This is a genomic window from Pseudomonas sp. PI1 (assembly GCF_000812405.1).
Classification (GTDB): domain Bacteria; phylum Pseudomonadota; class Gammaproteobacteria; order Pseudomonadales; family Pseudomonadaceae; genus Pseudomonas; species Pseudomonas citronellolis.
Window position 1 is genome coordinate 42,537 of the sequence record NZ_JWMC01000103.1, and the last position, 21,472, is coordinate 64,008.

Consider the following 21,472-nt stretch of genomic DNA (forward strand, 5'->3'; position numbering starts at 1 on the left):
GCCCTTCCTTCGTATCAACCGCCGATGACCTTACTGCAGCAGCTTGAGTACGGCAGAGGGCAGCTGGTTGGCCTGGGCCAGTACAGCGGTGGCTGCCGACTGCAGGGTCTGCTGCTTGGTCATCTCCGCCGTTTCCGCGGCGAAGTCGGCATCCTGGATCGTACTGCGTGCCGAGGTGGCGTTCTCTGCGATGTTCTGCAGGTTGGAGATGGTGCTGTCCAGACGGTTCTGCACCGCACCCAGGGCCGAACGCTGGGTATCGATCTGCTTGAGCGCACCGTCGATGACCTGGATGGCCTTCTGCGCGCTGTCGGCGTTCTTGATGTCCAGATCCTGGACGCTCAGGGAGCCGGAGGCGACGGTACCGCCAGTCACATCGCCACCCAGGGCCTTGCTGGAGGTCAGGGTGATGCTGCCCGAGCCATCGGCCACGGCGGTGATGCCGCTGATGTTGCTGTTGAGTGCGCTGACGATGTCGTTGACAGTGGCGCCCTTGTCGTAATCGACCGCGTAGGATTTGCCGTCGACGGTCACGTTGAGGGAGCCCGAAGCAGTGGCTTCCTTGGTGGTCGCATCGAGGTTGGCGGAGACATCCAGGGTGCCGGATGCGGACGAGTAGGTGCCCTTCAGCGCCTGGGCGCTCATGTCGTTCAGGGTGAAGCTGACGGTTTCGTTGGCGTTGGCGCCGACCTGGAAGGTCATGGTGCCATTGGTGCCGGCATCGCCGTTGAGCAGGGTCACCGCGGTGCTGCCGCCACCGAAGGTGGTGGTGTCGGAGATACGGGTCAGTTCGGCGGTCAGCGATTCGAACTCCTGGTTCAGCGAGGAGCGGTCGTCTTCGCTGTTGGAGCCGTTGGCGGACTGCACGGCCAGGACACGCATACGTTGCAGGATGTTGGTGGATTCCTGCAGGGCGCCTTCGGCGGTCTGTGCGATGGAGATGGCGTCGTTGGCGTTGTCCACGGCCTTGTTCAGGCCGTTGATCTGGCTGCTCAGGCGGTTGGAGATCTGCAGACCGGCGGCATCGTCCTTGGCGCTGTTGATGCGCAGGCCGGTGGAGAGCCGGGTCATGGCAGTGCTGAGGTTTTTCTGAGCGTTGTTCAGGTTCTTCTGAACGGTCAGCGAAGAGATGTTGGTATTTACGGTAAGGGCCATGACGAGATCCTCGTGGATAGGCGACTGCTTTCAGTTGGTCCCTGGCCGCTGGCTAGTGCCGCCCGATATGGCCTGGAGAACCTTCGTTAGGGTTATCGTCCGTGGCGGATTTTGCTTTAGGGCGATTTTCGATTTTTTTTCAAGCCCTTCTTGCACAGCCTCCCGGAAAAAAGTCGAAAGCCCCGGGAAACGGGGCTTTCGAGGTTCCGCACGGACAGGCGAAAGCCTCAGTCCGGCTGCCAGGCGCGGTGCCAGGCCTGCAGGTTGTCGCCCTGCAGCATCCATTCGGCGCGCACCCTGTCACGCAGCCCGTCGCCCATCCGCGCCGTAGCGTCGAGGTCGGCCAGGTGCATGCGGATCGCCTCAACCCAGTCGCGGAAGCGGTTCTTCACCCGGGTCACCGGCAGGTCGCCGGCATAGGCGCGGTTGTCGCTGCACACCACCGGGAAACCGCAGGCGCCGTATTCCAGCAGGCGCAGGTTGCTCTTGCACTGGTTGAACAGGTTGTCTTCCAGCGGCGCCAGGGCCAGGTCAAGGTCCAGGCTGGCAAGCTTGGCCGGATAGCGATCGATGGGCAGGCCCGCATGGAACTCGTGGATGTAGGGGCGCAGCTTGTCCGGGCACATGCCGAAGAAGACCCACTCGACTTCGCTGGCCAGCTCCTTGACCACGTCGGCGATCAGTTCGAGGTCACCGGTGTGGCTGACCCCGCCCGCCCAGCCCACCCGCGGCCTGGCCCCGCGCCGGCGCTGGCTCGCCGGCAGGCCGCCCCACCAGCCCGGGGCCAGGCAGTTATGGGCGACGCGGATGTCCGGATGCAGGTCGGCGAACGCTTCCGCCAACGGCTCGGTGGAGACCACGAAGCGGTCGACGAAGCCCAGCCCGCGGCGCAGGGACCTGAGGATGTCCTTGGGCATGTGGCTGCGATGCGCGCTCTTCAGCGGCAGGTTGGGCAGGTAGTCGTCGAGCTCGTAGACCTTGAAGGCTTTCGAGAAGGCCTTCATGCGCCGCATGGCGTCGAGGCGCTCGTCGCCGATCTGCCGCTGCAGCAGTATCACAAGCGCTCCAGGTCGACCACCGGCAACAGCGAGTGGGTCACCACGCCATCGATCAAGCCATGCTCGCGCTGCGCGAGGTACGGCTGGATGACGCGATAGTGGCCACAGCCGAAGGTATCGGCGAAGTGCGCCAGGACCGTCGGCACCGGCTGCCAGGTCAGCGGGCGCCAGGTCAGTTGGGTATCCGTGAGGATGAAGCCGGCGCGGCTGCGGACCCGCGAGAAGTTCGGGTTGTACGCCGGGTCGCGGGCCAGGCGAGGCAACCAGCGGGCGTAGAAGGCGTCCTGCAGTTCCACCGGCTCGGCTTCCGTAGCCGGGCTGTGCAACAGGGTCGCATGGGGCGTCCACACCACCAGGTAACCTGCCTCGCCGGCCCGCAGGCAGAGGTCGACATCGGCGCCACGCTCGGCGAAGTCGCCCTCGTCCAGGCCACCCAGCTCGTCGAACAGCGCCTTGCGGATCATCAGGCAGCCATCGGAGACCGCGCTGTAGTTCTGCGCCACCTGCAGGCGGTTCATGTAGCCGGTGGCGTTCATGTCCTCGCCGATGAAGGCGTGCCCGGCGACGCCGCGCAGGCCCAGCACCAGCCCGGCATGGGTGATGCGTCCGTCACCGTCGATGGTCCGCGCGCCGACGATGCCGACTTCCGGACGCTGCGCCTGGTTGACCAGCTCGCCCAGCCACTCGCCCTGGAAGACGGCGGCCTCCGGACGCAGCAGCAACAGGTAGTCGCCACGCGCGTGGGTGGCGGCCAGGTTCTTCAAGCGCGCGTCGGCCAGCGGCTCGCCCGAGCGCAGCACGCGGACGCGCTCGGCGGCCATCTGCTCGACGCCCTCCAACCACTGGCGGGTGGCCGGGTTCTCGCTGGCGTTGTCCACCAGCAGTATTTCGTAGTTGGGGTAGGCCGTGTGTTCGAGCAGGCTCATCACGCAGCGCTGCACGGCCGCGAGCTGATCGCGCAGGACGATGAGGATGGATACCGGCGGCTGTTCTGCATGGCCATAGTCGATCTGGTAGCGGCCCGGCAGCGGGCTCAGGACTCGCGCCCGCTCGTAGCCACGCGCCAGCAGGTGGCGCTGCAGGGTGCGCTCCTCGTCGGGGTTGGCCTGCAGGCGCGCGGCCGGGGTGCTGAGCAACGGCTCGGAAAGATGCGCCAGGCCGCCCAGCCCGCCCCGCTCCACCAGGCGCAGCAGCAGGTCGAGTTCCAGGGCCCGCGGATAGTCCGCGTCGAAGCCGCCCATTTCGAGGATCGCCTCGCGGTTGTACAGGCAGTGACGCGCCTGGGACGCCGGGAAGCTGATCAGCAGGTCGAGGTTGAAGTCCGGGCGCAGCGCCGGCCCCTGCGAGCCATCCTCGCCGCGCATCACCAGGTCGGTGGAGACCGCGCGGCAACCGGCGGCCGTCATCAGCTCGAGGCCGGCGATCATCAGGCCGGAAGTGGTGAAGATATCGCCGGCGTCGGCCAGCAGGACCCAGTCCGCCGTGCTGCCGTGCAGCGCCGCGTTGAGCGCCACGCCAAGGCCATCGGCATCCACCGGCTGGTGCCGCAGGCTAAGCCCGCTGTTCACTTGCGGAGGTTGCTCGGACAGCAGCGTCACGCTGACGTTCGGATAGAGCCCGGCGGCGACCGCCAGGCTGTCGAGTGTCGCCTGCAAGGCCACGGCGTCCTCGCCCACCGGCAGCAGCACCTCGATGTGCACGCCCATGCCGTTGGCCTGCAGGTGCTCGTCGATCAGGCGCTTCTGTACCGGGCTGGGCTTGCGCGCCTCCAGCCACTCGTCGAAGCGCTCGATCATCTCGCCCAAGGCATGGGCCCGGTGCAGGGCGGCCAACAGGTCGACGCGCTCCGGGGCGGCAGTGCCGCGCAGCGGCGCCACGGCAACCCGCCGATCGCTGTCGGCAGCGTGCCAGCCCAGGTCGCGCAAGGCCTGGCGGAAGTCGTTATGCCCCGCCTCGCCGACACCCGGCTGATCACGACCGACCTGGCTGAACTGGTCCCGGGAAACCCGGAAGTCCACCAGGGGTTGCGCCAGCATCGCCAGACGGGCGCCATGCATCAGCTTCACGTAGAACGCCAGGTCGCCCACCCAGCGGATGGGCACACCATTGAGCGACATGATCTGCTCGCCGAACACCGCCACCGGCTCACGCCGGCAGAGCACGGTGCTGGGCTCGCCGATGAAATTGATGGTGTGCTCGGCCAGGAAGGAGGTGAGTTCGCTGCCGTCGACCAACACGTCACCGCTGAAGGGGAAGGCCGTGGCCAGGATGTCCGGCAGGTGCCGGCCCTCCCCATCGATGCGCCGGCGCCGCGAGCTGACCAGCGCGACATCAGGGTACTCGCACATGACTTCGACCATGCGCTCGATGCACTCGGGCTGCAGTACGTCGTCGTCGTAGAGGAACTTCAGGTATTCGCCGCTGGCAAGGCTCACGCACCTGGCGAGGTTGCCCGACTCGTACCGGCGCAGTTCGTTGCGCTCGTAGTGCACGGGGAAATCGAGCCGCTCGCAGAAGGCGTCGACGACCTGCTGCACCGCATCCGTCTGGCAGTCGTCGCAGATCACCAGCTCCAGCGGACGGTAAGTCTGATCCTGCAGGCTCTGCAGCGCCTGCTCCAGGTAGACCGCCTTGTAGGCCGGCATCACGATGCTGACCAAGGGACGTTGAGTATTCTGCACCACTGTCATTCCTGCCCTGATCCGTTCAGCGCCTTCATGCGCTCGACCACGCGGGCGCAATTGCTGTCGTCTGTATGGTTGAAGAACATTTTCCTGCAGGCCTGGTAGCGTTCGCCGGCGGCCTGCCTTCCCTCCCCGCCCAGCTCACGGTCGAGCGCGGCGAGCAGGGCCTCGAATTCACCCACCACCGGTCCCGGGAAGGCCACCTGCATGTCGTACAGCAGGCCGTTCTGCCGGCTCCGGTAGTGCTCCAGGTCGTAGGCGAAGCTCAGTACCGGCTTCTCCAGGTAGAGCGCGTCGATGTACACCGACGAATAATCGGTGATCAGGACGTCGAGTTCGCGAATCACCGGGGCGATCTCGCTGATCACGGCGTGGCCCAGGTCGATGATGGTCTCGCCGTCGATGAAGCGCTCCATGTTGAACACATGATCGCCCTTGCGGAAGTAATGCATGCGGAACCCCAGGACCGCATCGTGACGGCGCATCAGGACCTTAAGGCGGTCGATCTCTGCCTCGCTGAACTGGTAGCACTGCGCCCCCTCCAGGCCCGCCTCGCGGAAAGTCGGGGCATAGACCACCAGCCGCCGCGCCCCCTTGAGCTGGCGGATGTGTTCCACCTCCTCACGCAAGAAGCCGGGCAGAGCCGCATCCGCCATCATCAGGAAATCGCTGCGCGGCAGGCCGGTCACCCACAGCGAGGAATGGCGGATCGGATAGAACATGGCCGCCATCGCGTAGCTGTCGATGTCCGACGAGGCGATCAGCCCGTGGTAGTGGGCCCGCTCGCGACGCCGGTAGGCCACCCGGTCGGCATGCCGGGCCTGCTCGGGGTTGGCCAGTGCGAACAGGCGCTTGAGCGGAATGCCGTGCCAGAGGTTGACCAGCAGGCGCCGCCGCAGGCTGGCCCGGACCACCGAGAAGTCGCCGCCCGGCCAGCGCCAGGACATGTCCAGGGCAATAGCGTTGGTCAGCAGATAGGTTCCGCAACGCGCCAGCAGCAACAGCCCCAGGAAGCTCTGCAGGTCGACGATGCGGGTGTTGCAGGCGCCTTCGATGCGGAAGTCCGCGTCCATGCCGCGGGTGAAGATCAGCTTGCGGATCGCGGGGTCGGCCTTTACATGCTCGAACAGCGCGCGGGAGTTCTCGATGAACTGGTCGGGCTGCAATGGGTGGACGAAGAACGCCCAGGACCGGCGATCCTTGGGGCTGATCCGGTCGTAGAGCCACCACAGCGGCAGCACCAGCCACTCGGCCAGCCAGCGCTGGCGAAAATGCCGGGTGATCCAGGACTTCATGGGAAGAACAGCTCCATGGCATCGACGTCCAGGACGGGTATGCCCTTGCTTCGGGACACCTCCAGACGTTCGGGGAAATGGTTGTCGACGAAGATCGCCCGCCCGGTGATGCAGGAAGACTTGGGCTCGCCCTGGCTCAGGTGCACGATGTCATCGAACAGTTCGGCCGCCACCCGTGCCCGGGCCAGGGTCAGGAGCGGGTCCGTCGCGTGCCGGGTGACCAGTACCAGGCACTTGCCCATCTGCAGCAGGCGGTAGACGAAACGCATCGCTTGGGGGTTGGCCTGGCCGTCCAGCAGCAGGGTATCGTCGAGGTCGACGTAGGCCGTGTCGAACTCGTAGTCCAGCACCGCCACGCTGGCCAGGCGCCGTTCCAGCAAGGTGACGCGGCTGTCCTGCAGGGTCACCTGCTCGCGCTGCAGGTGGTCCTGGATGGTCATCAGGGCCAGGTTGACCCCCGCGGCCCGAAGGGCAACGCTGCTGCTGGACAACCGGCTACTCACCTCCAGCAGCTTCCAGTTGCCCTGCGGGTCTTCACGCAGCTGGAAGAACCAGGGTCCACGCAGCTTCAGGCGCCGGTTGATGGCTTGGGCGATCCGGAGGATTTCGTCGCTGCAGGGCAGCGGCTCGCTGCGCATCGCGATGCCGGCGCGCACCCTGCAGCGCAGGCGAGGCGCGACATGCAGCAACTGGTGGCGCCAGTCGCTGAAACAGTCCACGGTGGCTTCGCGCCCCGGCAGGTATTCGCAGAGGATCGGCTCGGAGCACGCCGCCAGAAGCCGTTCAGCCTCCTCCGCAGTCCGTGCGACGCCGACGCCCTGCCCGCCCTGGCCACGGTCCGGCTTGATCAATACCGGCCACTGGGCGACCTCGGCAGGCGTGCGATAGCGCCGCGGTATCCAGGGCTCGCCAGCGAACAGGTCGTAGGTCAGCGACTTGCGGCGGGTTATGCAGGCAGTTTCGGGGTCGCCGTTGACCAGGTGCACGCCCCACGCCTGCATGCGCGGCGCCAGGTATTCGAGCACCGAGTCGTGAGTGGCGAACAGCAGGTCGATGTCGCGTTCGAACAGCGCCGCGCGGAAGCGTTCGTCGAATCTCGGGTCAGCGATGTTCGGCACGCTGACGTAGCGCTCGTAGGCCAGCCGCCCATGGTCCTCCTGGCTGGACGCCCCCCAAAGCGTGACGTGCAGGGACGAGCCCAGAGCCTGGCGCAGCTCCAGCCCGATCTCCGAACCGCAGGGGAAAACCATCACGTTCAGCCGGGCCATCAGCGCGGCTCCGGCTGGACGGGAAGAAGGCCGGGATGAATCACATTGGCCACACGGGATACCTCAAGCCGATGCCGGCGACAGGTCGTAGTCCGCCAGCATGCTGCGAACGACCTCGACCGGGTTGTGCATGAGCACGTCGATGATCGACAGGCCCGGGACGAAGCCGGTACCTGGCTGGGTGTACGGGCGCAGGTGGGGCTGCAGGAAGCGCAGCTCAACGCCCTGCTCGGCGAAGACTGTCGCGTCGTAGAGTTCGCGTCCGCCGCTGGCGTTGTGGTAGCGCTCGGCGCCGAAATGCCGGCACAGGGCGAGAATCCGCTGCTGGCCGCCCAGGCCGGCCGGCGGCTGTTCGCTGGCGAACGAACAGCTGAGCGGCAGATCCAGATAGTCGAACACCGCACGGACGGAATCCGCGGCCTTGAGCGCGACGTTACGCTCCGGGCGGGAACAGACCTGCGCGACCAGGTCCTGCACTCCACGGAAATGCGGAGCATGCGCATAGGCATGGTGCAGCTTCGCCAGGAAGGTCCTGTAGTCGCCGACGAAGCAGTGTTCGTTGATGGCGCGGTTCTGGCTCAGGTCGCTCACCGGCAACGTGAACCGGTGGGGCGCGCCGTCGAGCAGGATGCTGTTGCGGTGGATGAACCCCCGGCGGATGAATGCCACATCGTCCAGGAAGACGAAGTGATCCACGCTCCCCGCCAACTGGTAGTAGCCCAGGTAGGGGAAGAAATAGGGTTGCATTACCGCGAGAATCACGCCCGGACTCCCGCGCTGACGACCAGGTCGCAGATGCGCTCGACATCCTCGTCGGCCAGGTCCGGGTAGATCGGCAGGCACAGGACGCGGCTCGCTACCTGGCGGGCGACCGGCAGGTTGCTCGGCTCGGCCGACGGCAGCCCGCGGTACATCGGGAAGTCGCTGATCAGCGGATAGAAGTAGCGGCGCACCACGATGCCCTGCTCGCGCAGCAGTTCGTACAGCCGGTCGCGCTCCAGGGCGAAATCCTCGTCGATCAGCACCGGGAAATAGGCGTGGTTAGACACGCAGCCGGGGCGGAACTCGATGAAGCTCAGCCCCGGCAAGCCGGCCAGGCGCTCGCGGTAGAGGCCGTCGATTTCCTTGCGCCGCGCCAGCGCGCGGTCGATGTGCTGCAGCTGCAACAGGCCGAAGGCGGCGTTGATCTCGCTCATCTTGCCGTTGATGCCGGGGGCCACCACCGTGGTTTCGTTGACGAAGCCGAAGTTCTTCAGGTGGCCGATGCGCCGGTAGGTCTTCTCGTCGGGGCAGATGATCGCCCCGCCCTCGAAGGTGTTGAACACCTTGGTGGCGTGGAAGCTGAGCACGCTCAGGTCGCCATGGCGCAGGATGCTGCCGCCGGCGTCGCGCACCGAGAAGGCATGGGCCGCGTCGTAGATCACCCGCAGGTTGTAGTTGTCGGCGATGGCCTGGATGGCCTCGACGTCGCTGGGGTTGCCGTAGCAGTGCACCGGCATGATCGCGGTGGTCTGCGGGGTGATCGCCGCCTCGATCTTCGCCGGGTCCAGGCCGAACGTCTGCGGGTCGATGTCGACGAACACCGGACGGATGCCGTTCCACAGCAGCGAATGGCCGGTGGCGACGAAGGAGTAAGGCGTGGTGATCACTTCCCCGGTGACGCGCAATGCCTGCAGGGCGGTGACCAGCGCCAGGGTGCCGTTGGCGAACAGGGCGATGTGCTCGACGCCCAGGTACTCGCACAGCGCTTTCTCCAGCGCACGGTGCATGTCACCGCCATTGGTGAGGATGCCGCTGGCCCAGACCCGTTCCAGGTAGGGCAGGAATTCTTCGAGGGGCGGCAGCAGCGGCCGGGTGACCGGGATGATCTTGGTCATGACTACTCCCTGCCGACCGACATCGGGCAGACGCAGCGACGGGAATACGACAGGGGGAAGTCGAGCTTCCCCTCGTATCCATCGTTCATGCGGAGGCGGTTCGAAGGCTCCTGGCCAATACCGGACCTGGCCGGGGCTCCAGAGGGAATGATCGTGTTCGACATGCTGCATCTCTCCCCGCCTGCCGCTACGGCAAGGTCTGGCGAAGGTTCCAAAAGCACTGGCGGTTGGACTCCCGCAGGAGTCCAGCCAGTGGACGGGGCGTCAATTCGCTGACTGAAAGAATCGCCCCGAGAGGACCTCAGCAAATTGAATGCCATCTTCCGCGAAGGTGCGCGGGACGCGGCGTATGAGGGATTGGGGAAGGCTTGAAGCGCTGGCAGGAGAAAGCGGGAGGCAGCGGCAAGGGATTGCCGCCGCAGGAAACGCCGCGCGCCCTCCCACGGGAGGCGCACGGCGATCGAGTAGGCTCAGAGCTTGTTGAACAGACTCAACTGGCTGACTCGGGCAAACGCCGCCTGGGCCGCTTCGAGCATGGTCTGCTGCAGCACCAGCTTGGAGGTGGCCTCGGCCATGTCGGTGTCGCGGATCGACGACTGGGTGGTGCTGTTGGTCAGGCTCAGGCTCTGGTTTTCCTGGCTGAGCACGTCGATGGTGTTCAGCCGCGAGCCCACCGACGACTGTACGTTCATCACCTGGTTCATGCCGTTGTCGATGTTGGTCAGCGCCGAGGCCACCATGTTGCGGATGCTCAGCTGGGCCTGGGGATCGTTGGCGGTGGAAGCGCTCAGCGCGGTGCGCAGGTCGCCGATGGTGTTGAGGATGTTCTGCCGCTCCGGCGAGCTGGCGGTGACGCTGAACTGGTCGCCGGCGGCCGGCGAGGCGCTGATCGAGAGGTCGACGCCGGCCACGCTGATGGTCTGCGGGAAGGCGCCGCCGAGGGTTCCGCCGGCGATCGGCGTGGCGCCCTGGCTGGCCGGCAGCGCGTAGACCTCGTAGTCGGTGGCGCTGGTGAACTTCAGCTGTATGCCGTTGGCCGGGAACTGGGTGTTGTAGGCGGTCTGGTCGCTGACCGTGCCGCCGGTGATCTGCGCGCCCGAGGTGTTGGCGGCGCTGCGCTTGATCGAGAGGTCGTCGGGCGCCATGCCGAAGCTGAAGCTGTAGCCGCTCACCAGGCTGTCCATGTCGCTGGCGTCGTCGCTGCTGGGCAGCGAGACGTCGAGCTGGAACTGCGCGCCACGGAAGCTGATGGCGTTGCTGTCGGCTGAGGTGCCGTCGTAGGTGCCGTTGGTATTGGCCTCGCTGGTGACGTCGTTGCCGTCCTTATCGAGGATCTGGTACTGGCTGCCGCTGAGCACGTTCAGGGTGTAGGGCGCGCCATCGCGGAAGCTGGCGTTGTAGGTGCTGTCGCTGGTCACCGTGCCTTGGGAGAGGAACGCCCGCTGCACGCCGTCGCTGTTCGGGCTGCTGCTCAGCGAACTGGTGGTGCGGCTGGCGTTGGCCGCCATCTCGAAGATGCTCCAGCCATTGTCGCTGGTCGGCAGCAGCAGGTTGTCGGCGATCTGCAGGTTCAGCGAGCTCTGGTCGCCCTGGTAGCTGTAGGTGCCGTCGGCGTTCTGGATGAACGGCTGCACCGTGCTCTTGCTGCCGGAGAACAGGTAGTTGCCGCTGGCGTCCTTGCTGTTCATCAACGTCAGCAGCTGCTGCTGGATCTGCCCGAGCTGGTCGGCCAGGGCCTTGCGGTCGTCGTCGGTGAGGGAGCCGTCGCCGGCGCGTACCGCGACCTCGCGGGCCTGCTGCAGCACGTTGGTGATCGAGGACAGCACGCTCTCTTCCTGGTTCAGAGCGTTCTGCGCGGTGGTCATGTTGCTGCTGTATTGCGTCAGCAGCGCCTGCTGCTGTTGCAGTTGCAGCAGGCGCGCGGCGCCGACGGGGTCGTCGGCGGGGGTCTGGATGCGCACACCGCTGGAGATCTGCTCCTGGGTCTTGGCCAGGCTGGCGTAGCCGCGGTTGTAGTTGTCGATGTTGGAACTGAAGATCTGCGGGGTGGAAATACGCATCACGGCCGCCTCAGATGTTGTTGATCAGGGTGTCGAAGAGCGTCTGCGCGGTCTTGATGATCTGCGCGGAGGCCGTGTAGTACTGCTGGAACTTCACCAGGTTGGCCGCTTCCTCGTCGAGGTTGACCGCCGACAGCGAGTCGCGGGTGTTCTGCGCCTGGGTCAGCACCGCGTCGGTGGCGGTGGCGTCCAGCTTGGCCTGGTTGGCCTGGGCGCCGACGGTCTCGGTCAGGCTGCTGTAGGCGCCGGTCAGGCTCATGCCGCTGCCACTGCCGGTGCCGCTGCCCACGGTCTTGGCGCTCTGCAGGTCGATGAGCTTCTGCGCGTTGCCGTTGTCGGCGTCGCCATCGGAATTGAAGGCGACGGTGAAGCTGTCGCCGCTGCCGGGGTAGCCGCCGATGCTGGTCTGGAAGCTGAACGACGGCGTGCCGGGCACGGTGACGCTGATGTCGTTGCTCTGCCCCGGCACTATGCTGCCGGTGCCCAGCGAGTTGCCGGCGGAATCGTAGATCGTGTAGCCCTGGGTGCCGTCGCCGGCGGCGGCGTCGAACACCAGCTTGACCGGCATGCCAGCCTTGATCGCCGCCGCCAGGTCGGCGCTGTTGCTGGCGTCGAGCTCGGTGGTCAGGCTGGTGCCGCTGATGGTGCCGCTGCCGATGTTGCCGGTGGTGGTGGTGGAGACCAGCGGCGAGGCCAGCGCCAGGCGGTTGGCGTCGGTCATCGCTACCGAGATGTCCGCCGCGGCGGTGCGCGTGGGGATCACCGTGAAGCGGTCGCCGGCCTGGATGGTGCCGACGCTCTGCTGGCTGAGGCTGAAGCCGTCGAATTCCTTGGGCGGATCGTCGGTGAGGTCGCCGCTGCCCATCACCTCGCCATCGGACAGGCGCCTGACGGTGTAGCCGGTGGCCGAGGTGAAGGTCACCTCGTAGTCGCTGGTGGTCAGCGCGCTGCTGTCGTCGATGCTGACGTTAAGGTTGCCGGTGCCGCTGTTGAGGCCGTTGGCCAGGCTGCGGTTGCCGATCACGCTGGCATCGTTGATGTCCTTGAACAGCGCGGCGCCGAAGTTGCCGTTGAGGTCCAGGCCCTGGGCCAGCTGGCTGTTGAAGGTGTCGGCGAGGACGATGGCCATGCGCCCCAGTTCGTTCTGGGTGGTGTTCAGCACCTCGCTGCGGTAGCGCAGCAGGCCGCCCATCTGGCCGCCGGTGACCACCGAGGTGACGTCCACGGTCACGCCGCTGGAGCTGGAGTTCAGCGACAGGCTGTACTGCGACGGGTTGCTGGCGCTGGGCGCGGCGCTCAGGGTCGAGGCGTTGCTGCCCACCACCAGCGGCTGGCCGGAGCCCAGGTAGAGGTTGTAGCTGCTGCCCTGCTTGACCACGCTGACGCCGATCATGTCCGACAGCTGCACCACCGCCTGGTCGCGCTTGTCCTGCAGGTCGTTGGCGCTGGCGCCGGCGGATTCGGCGGCGGTGATCGCCTGGTTGTACTGGGCGATGGTCTTGGCCAGGTCGCTGACCTGCCCGGCCAGGCTGCTCATCTGGGTGTTGACGTAGCTGTTCTGGGTGCCCAACTGGGTGGAGATGGAATTGAAGCGTTGCGCCAGGTTCTTCGCCTGGGTCAGCACCAGTTGCCGCGAGGCGGAGTCGGTCGGGGTGCCGGCCGCGGTCTGCAGCGAGGCGAAGAAGTTCTGCATCACCGAGGACAGGCCGGTGGTGCTGTCCGACAGCAGCGAGTCGACCTGGTTGACCTGGCTCAGGTAGGTCTGCGCATCGCTGTTCACCGCCGTCGCGCCACGCAGCTGGTTGGCCAGGAACTCGCTATACATCCGGCGCACGTCCTGCACCGTGGTGCCGGTGCCGACGTAGTAGCGCCCGGAGAACTGCGCGGCCGAGCTGACCTGCATCGACTGCTGGCGGGTATAGCCGGCGGTGTCGACGTTGGTGATGTTGTTGCCGGTGGTGCTCAGCGCCGTTTGCGAGGCGTTGAGGCCGGACAGTCCTATGGATAACAGGCTCATGGGCTTTCCTTAGAGCGTTCCATTCTTCAAAGCGTACGGGTCGGGGCGTCGGCCATGGCCACGGTCTGGTAGACCTGCACCTGCCTGGCGATCTGCGAGACCTTGCGCGCGTATTGCGGGTCGGTGGCATAGCCGGCGCGCTGCAGTTCCTTCATGAACTGCTCGGGGCGCGCGGCGGAGTCCAGGGCGCCCTGGTAGCGGTCGTTGTTCTGCAGGAAGCTGACGTAGTCCTGGAAGCTCTGCTCGAAGGAGTTGTAGGCGCGGAACGAGGCCACTTCCTTCACCTGCTTGCCGTTCTCGTACTCGCTGGTGAGCGCGCGCGCCGAGTCGCCCCTCCAGCTCGAACCGGTCTTGATACCGAACAGGTTGTGGCTGCTGCTGCCGTCGCGCTGGGCGATCATCTTCTTGCCCCAACCGGTTTCCAGCGCGGCCTGGGCCACCAGGTAGCGCGGGTCGACGCCGATGCGCTTGGCCGCGCGTTCGGCCATGGGCAGCATGGTGGCGACGAAGTCGTCGGCCGAGGCGAACATGGACTTGCCCGGCTTGGTCGAGATGGCCGAGGTATCGGCGACGGCGGCGCTGCCGGCGGTATCGTCCTGGCGGGCGTAGCCCCTGCCGTTGCGCCAGTCGCTGCTGGCCAGCTGCGTCGGCTGGCTGGCGCTGGCGGCATTGGCGTCCGGCACTATGCCGGCGGCGATGCGCTTGGCCAGCGTGCCCGGCAGGGCCAGGCGCCGCGCGTTCAGCGCCTGGCGGTCGTCGCGGCCGGGCTCGGGCTGCGTCAGCGGCTTGCCGCTGGCGGACCACAGGCTCTTCGCCCGCTGCCGGTCCTGCCCCGCCACCGCCTCGGTGGCCTGGGTATCGGATTGCGCCTGGACCTGGGCGAAGGGGTTGTTGCCGGTGTGGCGCACGCCCTGCATCTTCTCCATCTGCTTGACCAGCACGTCGGCCAGGCCGATGCCGTGCCCCTCGCGCGCCAGGGACACCGACAGCTGGTGGTCGTACATGTCCTGGTACTGCTTGGCGGTCTCGCTGTTGAGCGGGTTGTCCTTGGCGAACACCTCGTTGGCCGAGCGCATCGACTTGAGCATCTCGTTGAGGAACAGCGACTCGAACTCCTGGGCCACCTTGCGGATGTTGCCCTGGCTGTTGCGGTCGCCGCTCTTCAGCTGGCTCAAGCGGTTGAGGTCGGTGTAGGCCTGGCTGTCGCTGGCGCTGGCGCTGGCGCCGGAGTTGAGCAGTCGTGCGTCCATGGCGGCGTCCTCAGATGACGATCAGCTCGGCCTGCAACGCGCCGGCCTGCTTGAGGGCTTCGAGAATGGCCATCAGGTCGCTGGGCGCCGCGCCCACCTGATTCACCGCGCGGACGATCTCGTCCAGGGTGGTGCCCGGGCCGAACTTGAACATCGGCTTGGCTTCCTGCTCGGCGTTCACCCGCGAGCGCGGCACCACCGCGGTCTCGCCGTTGGAGAAGGGGCCGGGCTGGCTGACGATCGGGTCCTCGGTGATGGTCACGGTGAGGCTGCCGTGGGTCACGGCGGCCGGCGATACGCGCACGTTCTGGCCGATGACGATGGTGCCGGTGCGCGAGTTGATGATGACCTTGGCCACCGCCTCGCCGGACTGGATCTCCAGGTTCTCCAGCACCGACATGTAGTCCACCCGCTGGTTCGGGTCCAGCGGCGCGCTGACGCGCACCGAGCCGCCGTCGATGGCCTGGGCCACGCCCGGGCCGAGCATGTCGTTGATGCGGTCGACGATATGCTTGGCGGTGGTGAAGTCGGGGCGGTTGAGGTTCAGCGTCAGGCTGTTGCCCTGGTCGAAGCCGCTCGGCACCGCGCGTTCGACGGTGGCGCCGGAGGGAATGCGCCCGGCCGACGGCACGTTGACGGTGATCTTCGAGCCGTCGCGGCCCTCAGCGTCGAAGCCGCCCACCACCAGGTTGCCCTGGGCGATGGCATAGGTCTGGCCGTCGATGCCCTTGAGCTGGGTCATCAGCAGGCTGCCGCCGCGCAGGCTCTTGGCGTTGCCGATGGAGGAGATGGTCACGTCGATGGTCTGGCCCGGCTTGGCGAACGCCGGCAGGTCGGCGTGCACCGACACCGCGGCGACGTTCTTCAGCTGCACGTTGCCGCTGCCGGCCGGCACCTTGATGCCGAACTGCGCCAGCATGTTGTTGAAGGTCTGCAGGGTGAAGGGCGTCTGCGTGGTCTGGTCGCCGGAGCCGTTGAGGCCGACCACCAGGCCGTAGCCGATCAGCTGGTTGCTACGCACGCCCTGGATGCTGGCGATGTCCTTCAGGCGCTCGGCGTGGGCGGCGAGCGTCAGGCAGGACAGGCCGAGTACTAAGAGCAGGCGGGAGAACATCGACATCTCAGGTCACCTGCTCAGAACGGCCACAGCGGGCTGAGGAAGAAGCGGTCCAGCCAACCCGGCTGGCTGGCGTCGGCGAAGGCGCCGGTGCCCGAGTAGGTGATGCGCGCATCCGCCACGCGGGTCGAGGACACGGTGTTGTCGGTGGCGATATCGTCGGCGCGGATCAGCCCGGCGATGCGCACCAGCTCGTTGCCGGTGTTCAGCGTCATCCACTTCTCGCCGCGCACGGCGAGGATGCCGTTGGGCATGACTTCGGCCACGGTCACGGTGATCGAGCCGGTCAGGCTGTTGCTCTGCCCCGCCGCGCTGTCGCCCTTGGTCTCGCGGTTGCCGCTGTACTCGGCGCTGAGGCTCAGGTCGCCGCTGCCGAAGGGGTTGTTGGTGGTGGCCTTGCTGCCGAACAGCGAGGTCAGCCCCATCTTGTTGCTGCTGTCCTTGGAGATATCCGAGTTGGCCTTCTTGCTCGCCTGGGTCTTCTCGTTGAGGGTGATGGTGATGATGTCACCGATGCGGAAGGCCTTGCGGTCGCCGTAGAGGTTGTTTTCGAAACCGGCCTGGTAGATGGAACCGTTGTTCTGCGCCGCGGGCATGGGCGTGCGTGGCATGACCGGCGCGTAGTACGGGTCGTCCGGCTTCGGCGGAGGACTGACGCAACCGGCCAGCGCGGCGAGCGCCAGCAGCGGGAGAAGATGGGAACGGTTCATTGCAACTACCTCTCGGGGAGAGCCACTAACTCGCGGGCCGCGGGGCCCGCGTCATGCATCAAAGGTTCTGGGTGACGAAGGACAGCATCTGGTCGGCGGTGGAGATCACCTTGGAGTTCATCTCGTAGGCGCGCTGGGTGGTGATCATGTTGACCATCTCCTCCACCACGCTGACGTTGGAGTTCTCCAGGGTGTTCTGCTGCACGGTGCCCAGGCCGTTCAGGCCCGGGGTGCCGACTTGGGGCGCGCCGCTGGCGGCGGTTTCCAGGAACAGGTTGTTGCCGGTCGCCTGCAGGCCCGCCGGGTTGATGAAGTCGGCGGTCTGGATGTTGCCGATGATCTGCGGCTGCGAGTTGCCGGCCACGGTCACCGAGACGGTGCCGTCGTTGCCGACGGTGAAGGTCTGGGTTTCCGCCGGGACCACGATGGCCGGCTCCAGGGCGTTGCCGTTGGAGGTGACGATCTGGCCGTCGGAGTTCAGGTGGAAGCTGCCGTCGCGGGTGTAGGCGACGGTGCCGTCCGGGGTCAGCACCTGGAAGAAGCCGCGGCCGTTGACCGCCATGTCCAGCGGGTTGTCGGTGGTCTGTAGGCTGCCGGCGGTGAAGTTCTTCTGGGTGCCGACGATGCGCACGCCGGTACCCAGCTGCAGGCCCGAGGGCAGTTGGCTGTCCTGGGTCGACTGGGCTCCGGGCTGGCGCTTGATCTGGTACAGCAGGTCCTGGAACTCGGCGCGGTCGCGCTTGAAGCCGGTGGTCGAGACGTTCGCCAGGTTGTTGGAAATGGTGGTCAGGTTCATGTCCTGGGCGGACAGGCCGGTCTTGCTGACCCACAGTGCCGGAAGCATATGTCTTCTCCTCGGGCGTCGGATTCATGACGCCTCGATCTGGTGATTAGCTAAATTGCAAAACCCGCGCCATGGCCTGGGAATCGTCCTCGGCGGTACGCATCATCTTCACGTGCAGCTCGAACTGGCGGGACAGCGCCAGGATCGAGGTCATCTCTTCCACCGCGTTGACGTTGCTCGCCTCGAGGAAGCCGGACTGCACGGTGGCGTTGGCGTCGGGCTGCGGCGCCGGCTGGCCCTGCTTCATGCGGATCATGCCGTCGGTGCCCTTCTCCAGTTGCTTCGGGTCCGGGGTGACCAGCTTGATGCGGTCGACGGTGGCCAGCGCGTTGGGATTGTTGCCCTGGCCGCGGACGGTGATGGTGCCGTCCTCGCCGATCTCGATCTTCTCTTCCGGCGGAATGGCGATCGGCCCGCCGTTGCCGAGCACCGGCAAACCGTCGCCGGTGCGCAACTGGCCGAGGGCGTCGATTTCCAGGCTGCCGGTGCGCACGTAGGCTTCGCCGCCATCCGGGGCCTGTACGGCGATCCAGGCGTCGCCCTTGGCGGCGACGTCCAGGTCACGCCCGGTTTCCTGCAGGGCGCCGGCGGTGAAGTCGGTGGCCGGGCGTTCGCTCATGGCGAACACGCGCGCCGGAAAGCTGTCGCCGAAGACCGGCATCGCCCGCGCCTGTTCGAAGTCGCGACGGAAACCGGTCGTGGAAATGTTCGCCAGGTTGTTGGCGTGAGCCTGCATGGCCTGCGTGTTCTGGCTCGCGCCGCTCATGGCGACATACAGCATTCTGTCCAAGGCATTCCTCCAGTGCCGGGTCGGATTCCCGGCGGTGCTGGAGGTGTCTCAGCAAGGGCTGTGCCAGAATTGAAAAATCAACGCAAGCCGCTGATTCGAAAGGACGAATGAAAAAGAAAAGGCTCCCGAAGGAGCCTGAGGGGCCGTCAGGCGGCGAGGGGCTGCCGCCTGCGGCAAGAGCGCTTTGCCGCCATCAACGCAGGTTGATGATGGTGTCGGAGATGGTGCTCTCGGTCTGCACGGTCTTGGCGTTGGCCTGGTAGTTGCGCTGCGCGACTATCAGGTTGACCAGTTGCGCGGTGAGGTCGACGTTGGACTCTTCCAGCGAGCCGGAGCCCACCGAGCCCAGGGTGCCGGAGGTCGGCGTGCCGATCACCGCCTCGCCCGAGGCCAGCGACTGTTTCCAGGCGGTGCTGCCGACCGGGGTCAGGCCCTGGGTGTTGGCGAAGTTGGCCAGCACCAGTTGGCCGATCACCTTGGACTGGCCGTTGGTGTAGGTGGCGTACATCTGCCCGTCCACGTCCACCGACAGGCCGGACATCTGGCCGGTGGCGTAGCCGTCCTGGGTCACCGCGGTGACCGCGAAGGCGGCGTTGGTCTGGGTGGTCTTGGTCAGGTCGAGGCTGATGCCGCCGGTGGCCCCGGCCGCGCCGTTGGCGCCCCAGGTCACCGGGTCGGTGGTGGAATCGGTGATCGCCGCCGGCACCCAGCCGGTGAGCGTCATGGTCTTGTCCGCATTGACGGTCATGCCGGTGGAGGTGACGCCGGTCAGCTGGCCGGAGCTGTTGAAGCTCAGCTGGCTGGTCAGCGGCGTGGTGCTGGTCGGGTCGGTCGGCGAGCGGCCATCCACCAGGGTGTGCATGGTCCAGTTGTTGCTGCTGTCCTTGACGAAGTAGTTCGTCATGGTGTGCGAGTTGCCCTGGGAGTCGTAGATGTCCACCGAGGTCGACCAGTTGTAGCTGTCGGAATCGGCCGGGTCGAAGGTGGCGTTGGTCGGCGTGCTGGCCGCCGAGTTCAGGCTCAGCGTCGAGGTGATCTTCGAGGTCGGGCTCGGCGGCTGGTTGGCGGTGTCCACCTTCAGGTCGGTGATCACGCCGTTGACGACCGAGCCGTTGCCGTTGACGCCATAGCCCTGCAGGCGGTTGCCGGAGCCGTCGACGATGTAGCCGCTGGCATCGGTGTTGAAGGAGCCGTTGCGGGTGTACAGGCGGCTGCCGTTGTCGCTGACCATGAAGAAGCCGTTGCCGCTGATGGCCAGGTCCAGGCTGCGGCCGGTGGAGGTCAGGTTGCCCTGGGTGAACTGCTGCGACACCGACTGGGTGATCACGCCGCTGCCCACGGCGTTGCGCCCGGTGCCGAGCATCGAGGCGGCGTACAGGTCGGCGAACTCGGTGCGCGAGGACTTGAAACCGGTGGTCCCGACGTTGGCGATGTTGTTGCCGGTCACGTTCAGGTCCGTGCTAGCGGCGTTCAAACCACTCAGGGCGGTATTGAAAGACATGGTCAGCTCCCGTGCCGAAGGACGGCGTTATTTTCCGATGGTCTGAATGCTGGAGGCGGAGACACTGCCGATGCCAGCGAGATTGAGGGTCATTTCCCCGCCGCTCTGGCCCAGCGTGACGCTGTTGACCGTGGCCGGCAGGTAGGTGGTCAGGGCGGTGCTGGTGCCGTCCAGCGAGGCCGTGGCCTTGATGGTGTAGGTGCCGGAGGCCACCTGCTCGCCGCTGTCGTCCTTGCCGTCCCAGGTGAAGTCGATGTTGCCGCTCTTCTGGCTGCCCATGTCGATGGTGCGCACCAGCTCGCCGTCGTCGTCATAGATTTTCAGGGTCACGCCATCGCCGTTGGACGGCATCACCAGCGAGCCCTGCACGCCGGCGCTGGGGTCGTCGACCTGGACCTTGCTGGAGTTGACGATCACCGAGCGGCCGACCAGGGACGAGGCCTGCAGCGCCTGGGACGACTGGAACGAGGAATAGAAGTTGCCCAGGGTGGTATCCAGGTTCTCCATGCTCTCCAGGCTGCTGAACTGGGCGAGCTGGGAGACGAACTGGGTATTGTCCTGCGGGTCCAGCGGGTTCTGGTTGTTCAGCTGGGTGACCAGCAGTTGCAGGAACGAATCCTTGCCCAGCGCACTGGTGCCGGTTTCCGAGGTGGAAGACGAGGAACTCGACCCGGCGTTCAGCGACGAGAGGATCGAGTTCGAGGTGCTACTGGTGTTGTCGATGCTCATGGGGCGTCCTCTGCGCTTACTGACCCAGGGTCAGGACCTTCTGCATCATCTGCTTGGCGGTATTCATCATTTCCGCGTTGCTCTGGAAGGAGCGGCTGGCGGACATCATGTCGGCCATTTCCTCCACCACGTTGACGTTGGGGTAGTACACGTAGCCGTTGGCGTCGGCGGCCGGATGGTTCGGCTCGTAGCGCGGCACCAGCGGGCTCTGGTCCTCGACCACGCCCATCACCTGCACGCCGGTGCCGGCCTGGTCGGTGTCCTGGAACAGCGAGCCCTGGCCGCTCTGCGCCTGCTGGAACATGGCGGAGAACACCGGGTGGCGGGCGCGGTAGGTCTGGTCGATGCTCGAGGACACGCTCTCGGCGTTGGCGATGTTCGAGGCGGTGGTGTTCAGACGGGTGGTCTGGGCACTCATGCCGCTACCGGCGATGTTGAAGACACTGGCAAGGGACATGGCTATCACTCTCCGCGCAGGGCGCCCATCAGGCCTTTGAACTTGCTGTTGAGGAAGGTGAAGCTGGCCTGGAACTGCACGGCGTTCTGCGCGTAGTTGGCCTGCTCGACCTGCTCGTCGACGGTGTTCTGGTCGATGGAGGGATTGGTCGGGATGCGGTATTTCAGCGAGTCGTCGCCCATGGCCACGCCGTCGGCCTCGATGTGCCGGGCGTTGGTGACGGCGGTGCTGAAGGTGCCGCTCTTGGCCTTGTCGGCCTGGGCCGCGAGCACGGAAGCGAAGTCCAGGTCGCGCGCCTTGTAGTTGGGGGTGTCGGCGTTGGCCAGGTTGTTGGCCAGCACTTCGGCGCGCTGCGAGCGGAAGCTGAGCGCTTGTGCGTGGATGCCGAGGGCGGAGTCGAAGCTGATGCTCATGGTCACGAACCTGTTTGCCGGTGTGGGCTTGCCAGCACTTCAGCAAGGTGCGTGCCAAAACTTTAAATCCTTATTAATCAATGAATTGCCGATGATCCGCAAGCGGCAAAGGGCGGCAAACCGCGGCAAGCGGCAAGGCCTTACCGCCCGGCGGCAAAGCCGGCTCCCCTCTTGCGGCAAGGAGAGTTGCCCGACCTTCCCGGCGCCGTAGCGACCATGGAACCCAATCCAGCCTACGAAAGCCTCC

At 66.2% G+C, this 21,472-nt stretch carries 17 protein-coding genes and 1 pseudogene; 1 reads left to right on the forward strand and 17 read right to left on the reverse strand.

What is annotated here, in order from left to right:
• Positions 1 to 30: 30 nt before the first annotated feature.
• From RN02_RS31255 to flgB, 17 genes and pseudogenes are all read right to left on the reverse strand, one after another.
• Complete coding sequence (locus RN02_RS31255) at positions 31 to 1,155, reverse strand: flagellin (protein WP_043319364.1); 1,125 nt, start codon at positions 1,153 to 1,155, stop codon at positions 31 to 33.
• A gap of 227 nt (positions 1,156 to 1,382) precedes the next feature.
• Positions 1,383 to 4,858, reverse strand: a pseudogene (locus RN02_RS31260) (glycosyltransferase).
• A 41-nt stretch (positions 4,859 to 4,899) separates the two neighbouring features.
• On the reverse strand, positions 4,900 to 6,192 hold the full coding sequence (locus RN02_RS31265) for a CDP-glycerol glycerophosphotransferase family protein (RefSeq protein WP_043319366.1): 1,293 nt from the start codon (positions 6,190 to 6,192) through the stop codon (positions 4,900 to 4,902).
• Positions 6,189 to 7,460, reverse strand: a complete 1,272-nt coding sequence (locus RN02_RS31270) for an ATP-grasp domain-containing protein (protein ID WP_043319369.1) — start codon at positions 7,458 to 7,460, stop codon at positions 6,189 to 6,191. The genes RN02_RS31265 and RN02_RS31270 overlap by 4 nt, the downstream gene beginning before the upstream one ends.
• Positions 7,461 to 7,523: 63 nt before the next feature.
• Positions 7,524 to 8,222 carry a WbqC family protein gene (locus RN02_RS31275; RefSeq protein WP_152623850.1) on the reverse strand — a complete coding sequence of 233 codons (699 nt, stop codon included), beginning with the start codon at positions 8,220 to 8,222 and terminating at the stop codon, positions 7,524 to 7,526.
• The gene (locus RN02_RS31280; protein WP_043319373.1) at positions 8,219 to 9,337 is read right to left on the reverse strand and encodes a DegT/DnrJ/EryC1/StrS family aminotransferase; all 1,119 of its coding nucleotides are present in this window, start codon (positions 9,335 to 9,337) and stop codon (positions 8,219 to 8,221) included. The genes RN02_RS31275 and RN02_RS31280 overlap by 4 nt, the downstream gene beginning before the upstream one ends.
• A 470-nt stretch (positions 9,338 to 9,807) precedes the next feature.
• A complete protein-coding gene (locus RN02_RS31285) occupies positions 9,808 to 11,397 on the reverse strand; it encodes a flagellar hook-associated protein 3 (protein ID WP_043319375.1) in 1,590 nt (529 codons plus the stop codon).
• Positions 11,398 to 11,407: 10 nt separating this feature from the next.
• The gene (gene flgK / locus RN02_RS31290; RefSeq protein WP_043319377.1) at positions 11,408 to 13,414 is read right to left on the reverse strand and encodes a flagellar hook-associated protein FlgK; all 2,007 of its coding nucleotides are present in this window, start codon (positions 13,412 to 13,414) and stop codon (positions 11,408 to 11,410) included.
• A gap of 26 nt (positions 13,415 to 13,440) precedes the next feature.
• Entirely contained in the window at positions 13,441 to 14,664 is a 1,224-nt protein-coding gene (gene flgJ, locus RN02_RS31295; protein ID WP_043319379.1) for a flagellar assembly peptidoglycan hydrolase FlgJ, read from the reverse strand.
• Between the two features lie 10 nt (positions 14,665 to 14,674).
• Positions 14,675 to 15,784 carry a flagellar basal body P-ring protein FlgI gene (locus RN02_RS31300; RefSeq protein WP_009620845.1) on the reverse strand — a complete coding sequence of 370 codons (1,110 nt, stop codon included), beginning with the start codon at positions 15,782 to 15,784 and terminating at the stop codon, positions 14,675 to 14,677.
• 14 nt (positions 15,785 to 15,798) lie between these two features.
• On the reverse strand, positions 15,799 to 16,491 hold the full coding sequence (gene flgH / locus RN02_RS31305; RefSeq protein ID WP_009620840.1) for a flagellar basal body L-ring protein FlgH: 693 nt from the start codon (positions 16,489 to 16,491) through the stop codon (positions 15,799 to 15,801).
• 58 nt (positions 16,492 to 16,549) lie between these two features.
• Positions 16,550 to 17,335: a flagellar basal-body rod protein FlgG gene (gene flgG / locus RN02_RS31310; protein WP_009620838.1), complete on the reverse strand. Its 786-nt coding sequence runs from the start codon at positions 17,333 to 17,335 to the stop codon at positions 16,550 to 16,552.
• A 46-nt stretch (positions 17,336 to 17,381) separates the two neighbouring features.
• Positions 17,382 to 18,125, reverse strand: coding sequence for a flagellar basal-body rod protein FlgF (gene flgF / locus RN02_RS31315; protein WP_009620836.1), 744 nt, complete (start codon positions 18,123 to 18,125; stop codon positions 17,382 to 17,384).
• Between the two features lie 193 nt (positions 18,126 to 18,318).
• The gene (flgE, locus tag RN02_RS31320; RefSeq protein ID WP_043319381.1) at positions 18,319 to 19,626 is read right to left on the reverse strand and encodes a flagellar hook protein FlgE; all 1,308 of its coding nucleotides are present in this window, start codon (positions 19,624 to 19,626) and stop codon (positions 18,319 to 18,321) included.
• A 27-nt stretch (positions 19,627 to 19,653) separates the two neighbouring features.
• Positions 19,654 to 20,355, reverse strand: a complete 702-nt coding sequence (flgD, locus tag RN02_RS31325; protein ID WP_043267665.1) for a flagellar hook assembly protein FlgD — start codon at positions 20,353 to 20,355, stop codon at positions 19,654 to 19,656.
• A 16-nt stretch (positions 20,356 to 20,371) separates the two neighbouring features.
• Complete coding sequence (gene flgC, locus RN02_RS31330) at positions 20,372 to 20,812, reverse strand: flagellar basal body rod protein FlgC (protein WP_043319383.1); 441 nt, start codon at positions 20,810 to 20,812, stop codon at positions 20,372 to 20,374.
• Positions 20,813 to 20,817: 5 nt separating this feature from the next.
• Positions 20,818 to 21,225 (reverse strand): flagellar basal body rod protein FlgB, encoded by a 408-nt coding sequence (flgB, locus tag RN02_RS31335; protein WP_009620829.1) that lies wholly within the window; start codon positions 21,223 to 21,225, stop codon positions 20,818 to 20,820.
• Here flgB and RN02_RS33635 point away from each other — a divergent pair.
• The gene (locus RN02_RS33635) at positions 21,218 to 21,436 is read left to right on the forward strand and encodes a hypothetical protein (protein WP_152623851.1); all 219 of its coding nucleotides are present in this window, start codon (positions 21,218 to 21,220) and stop codon (positions 21,434 to 21,436) included. The genes flgB and RN02_RS33635 overlap by 8 nt on opposite strands.
• Positions 21,437 to 21,472 lie beyond the last annotated feature (36 nt).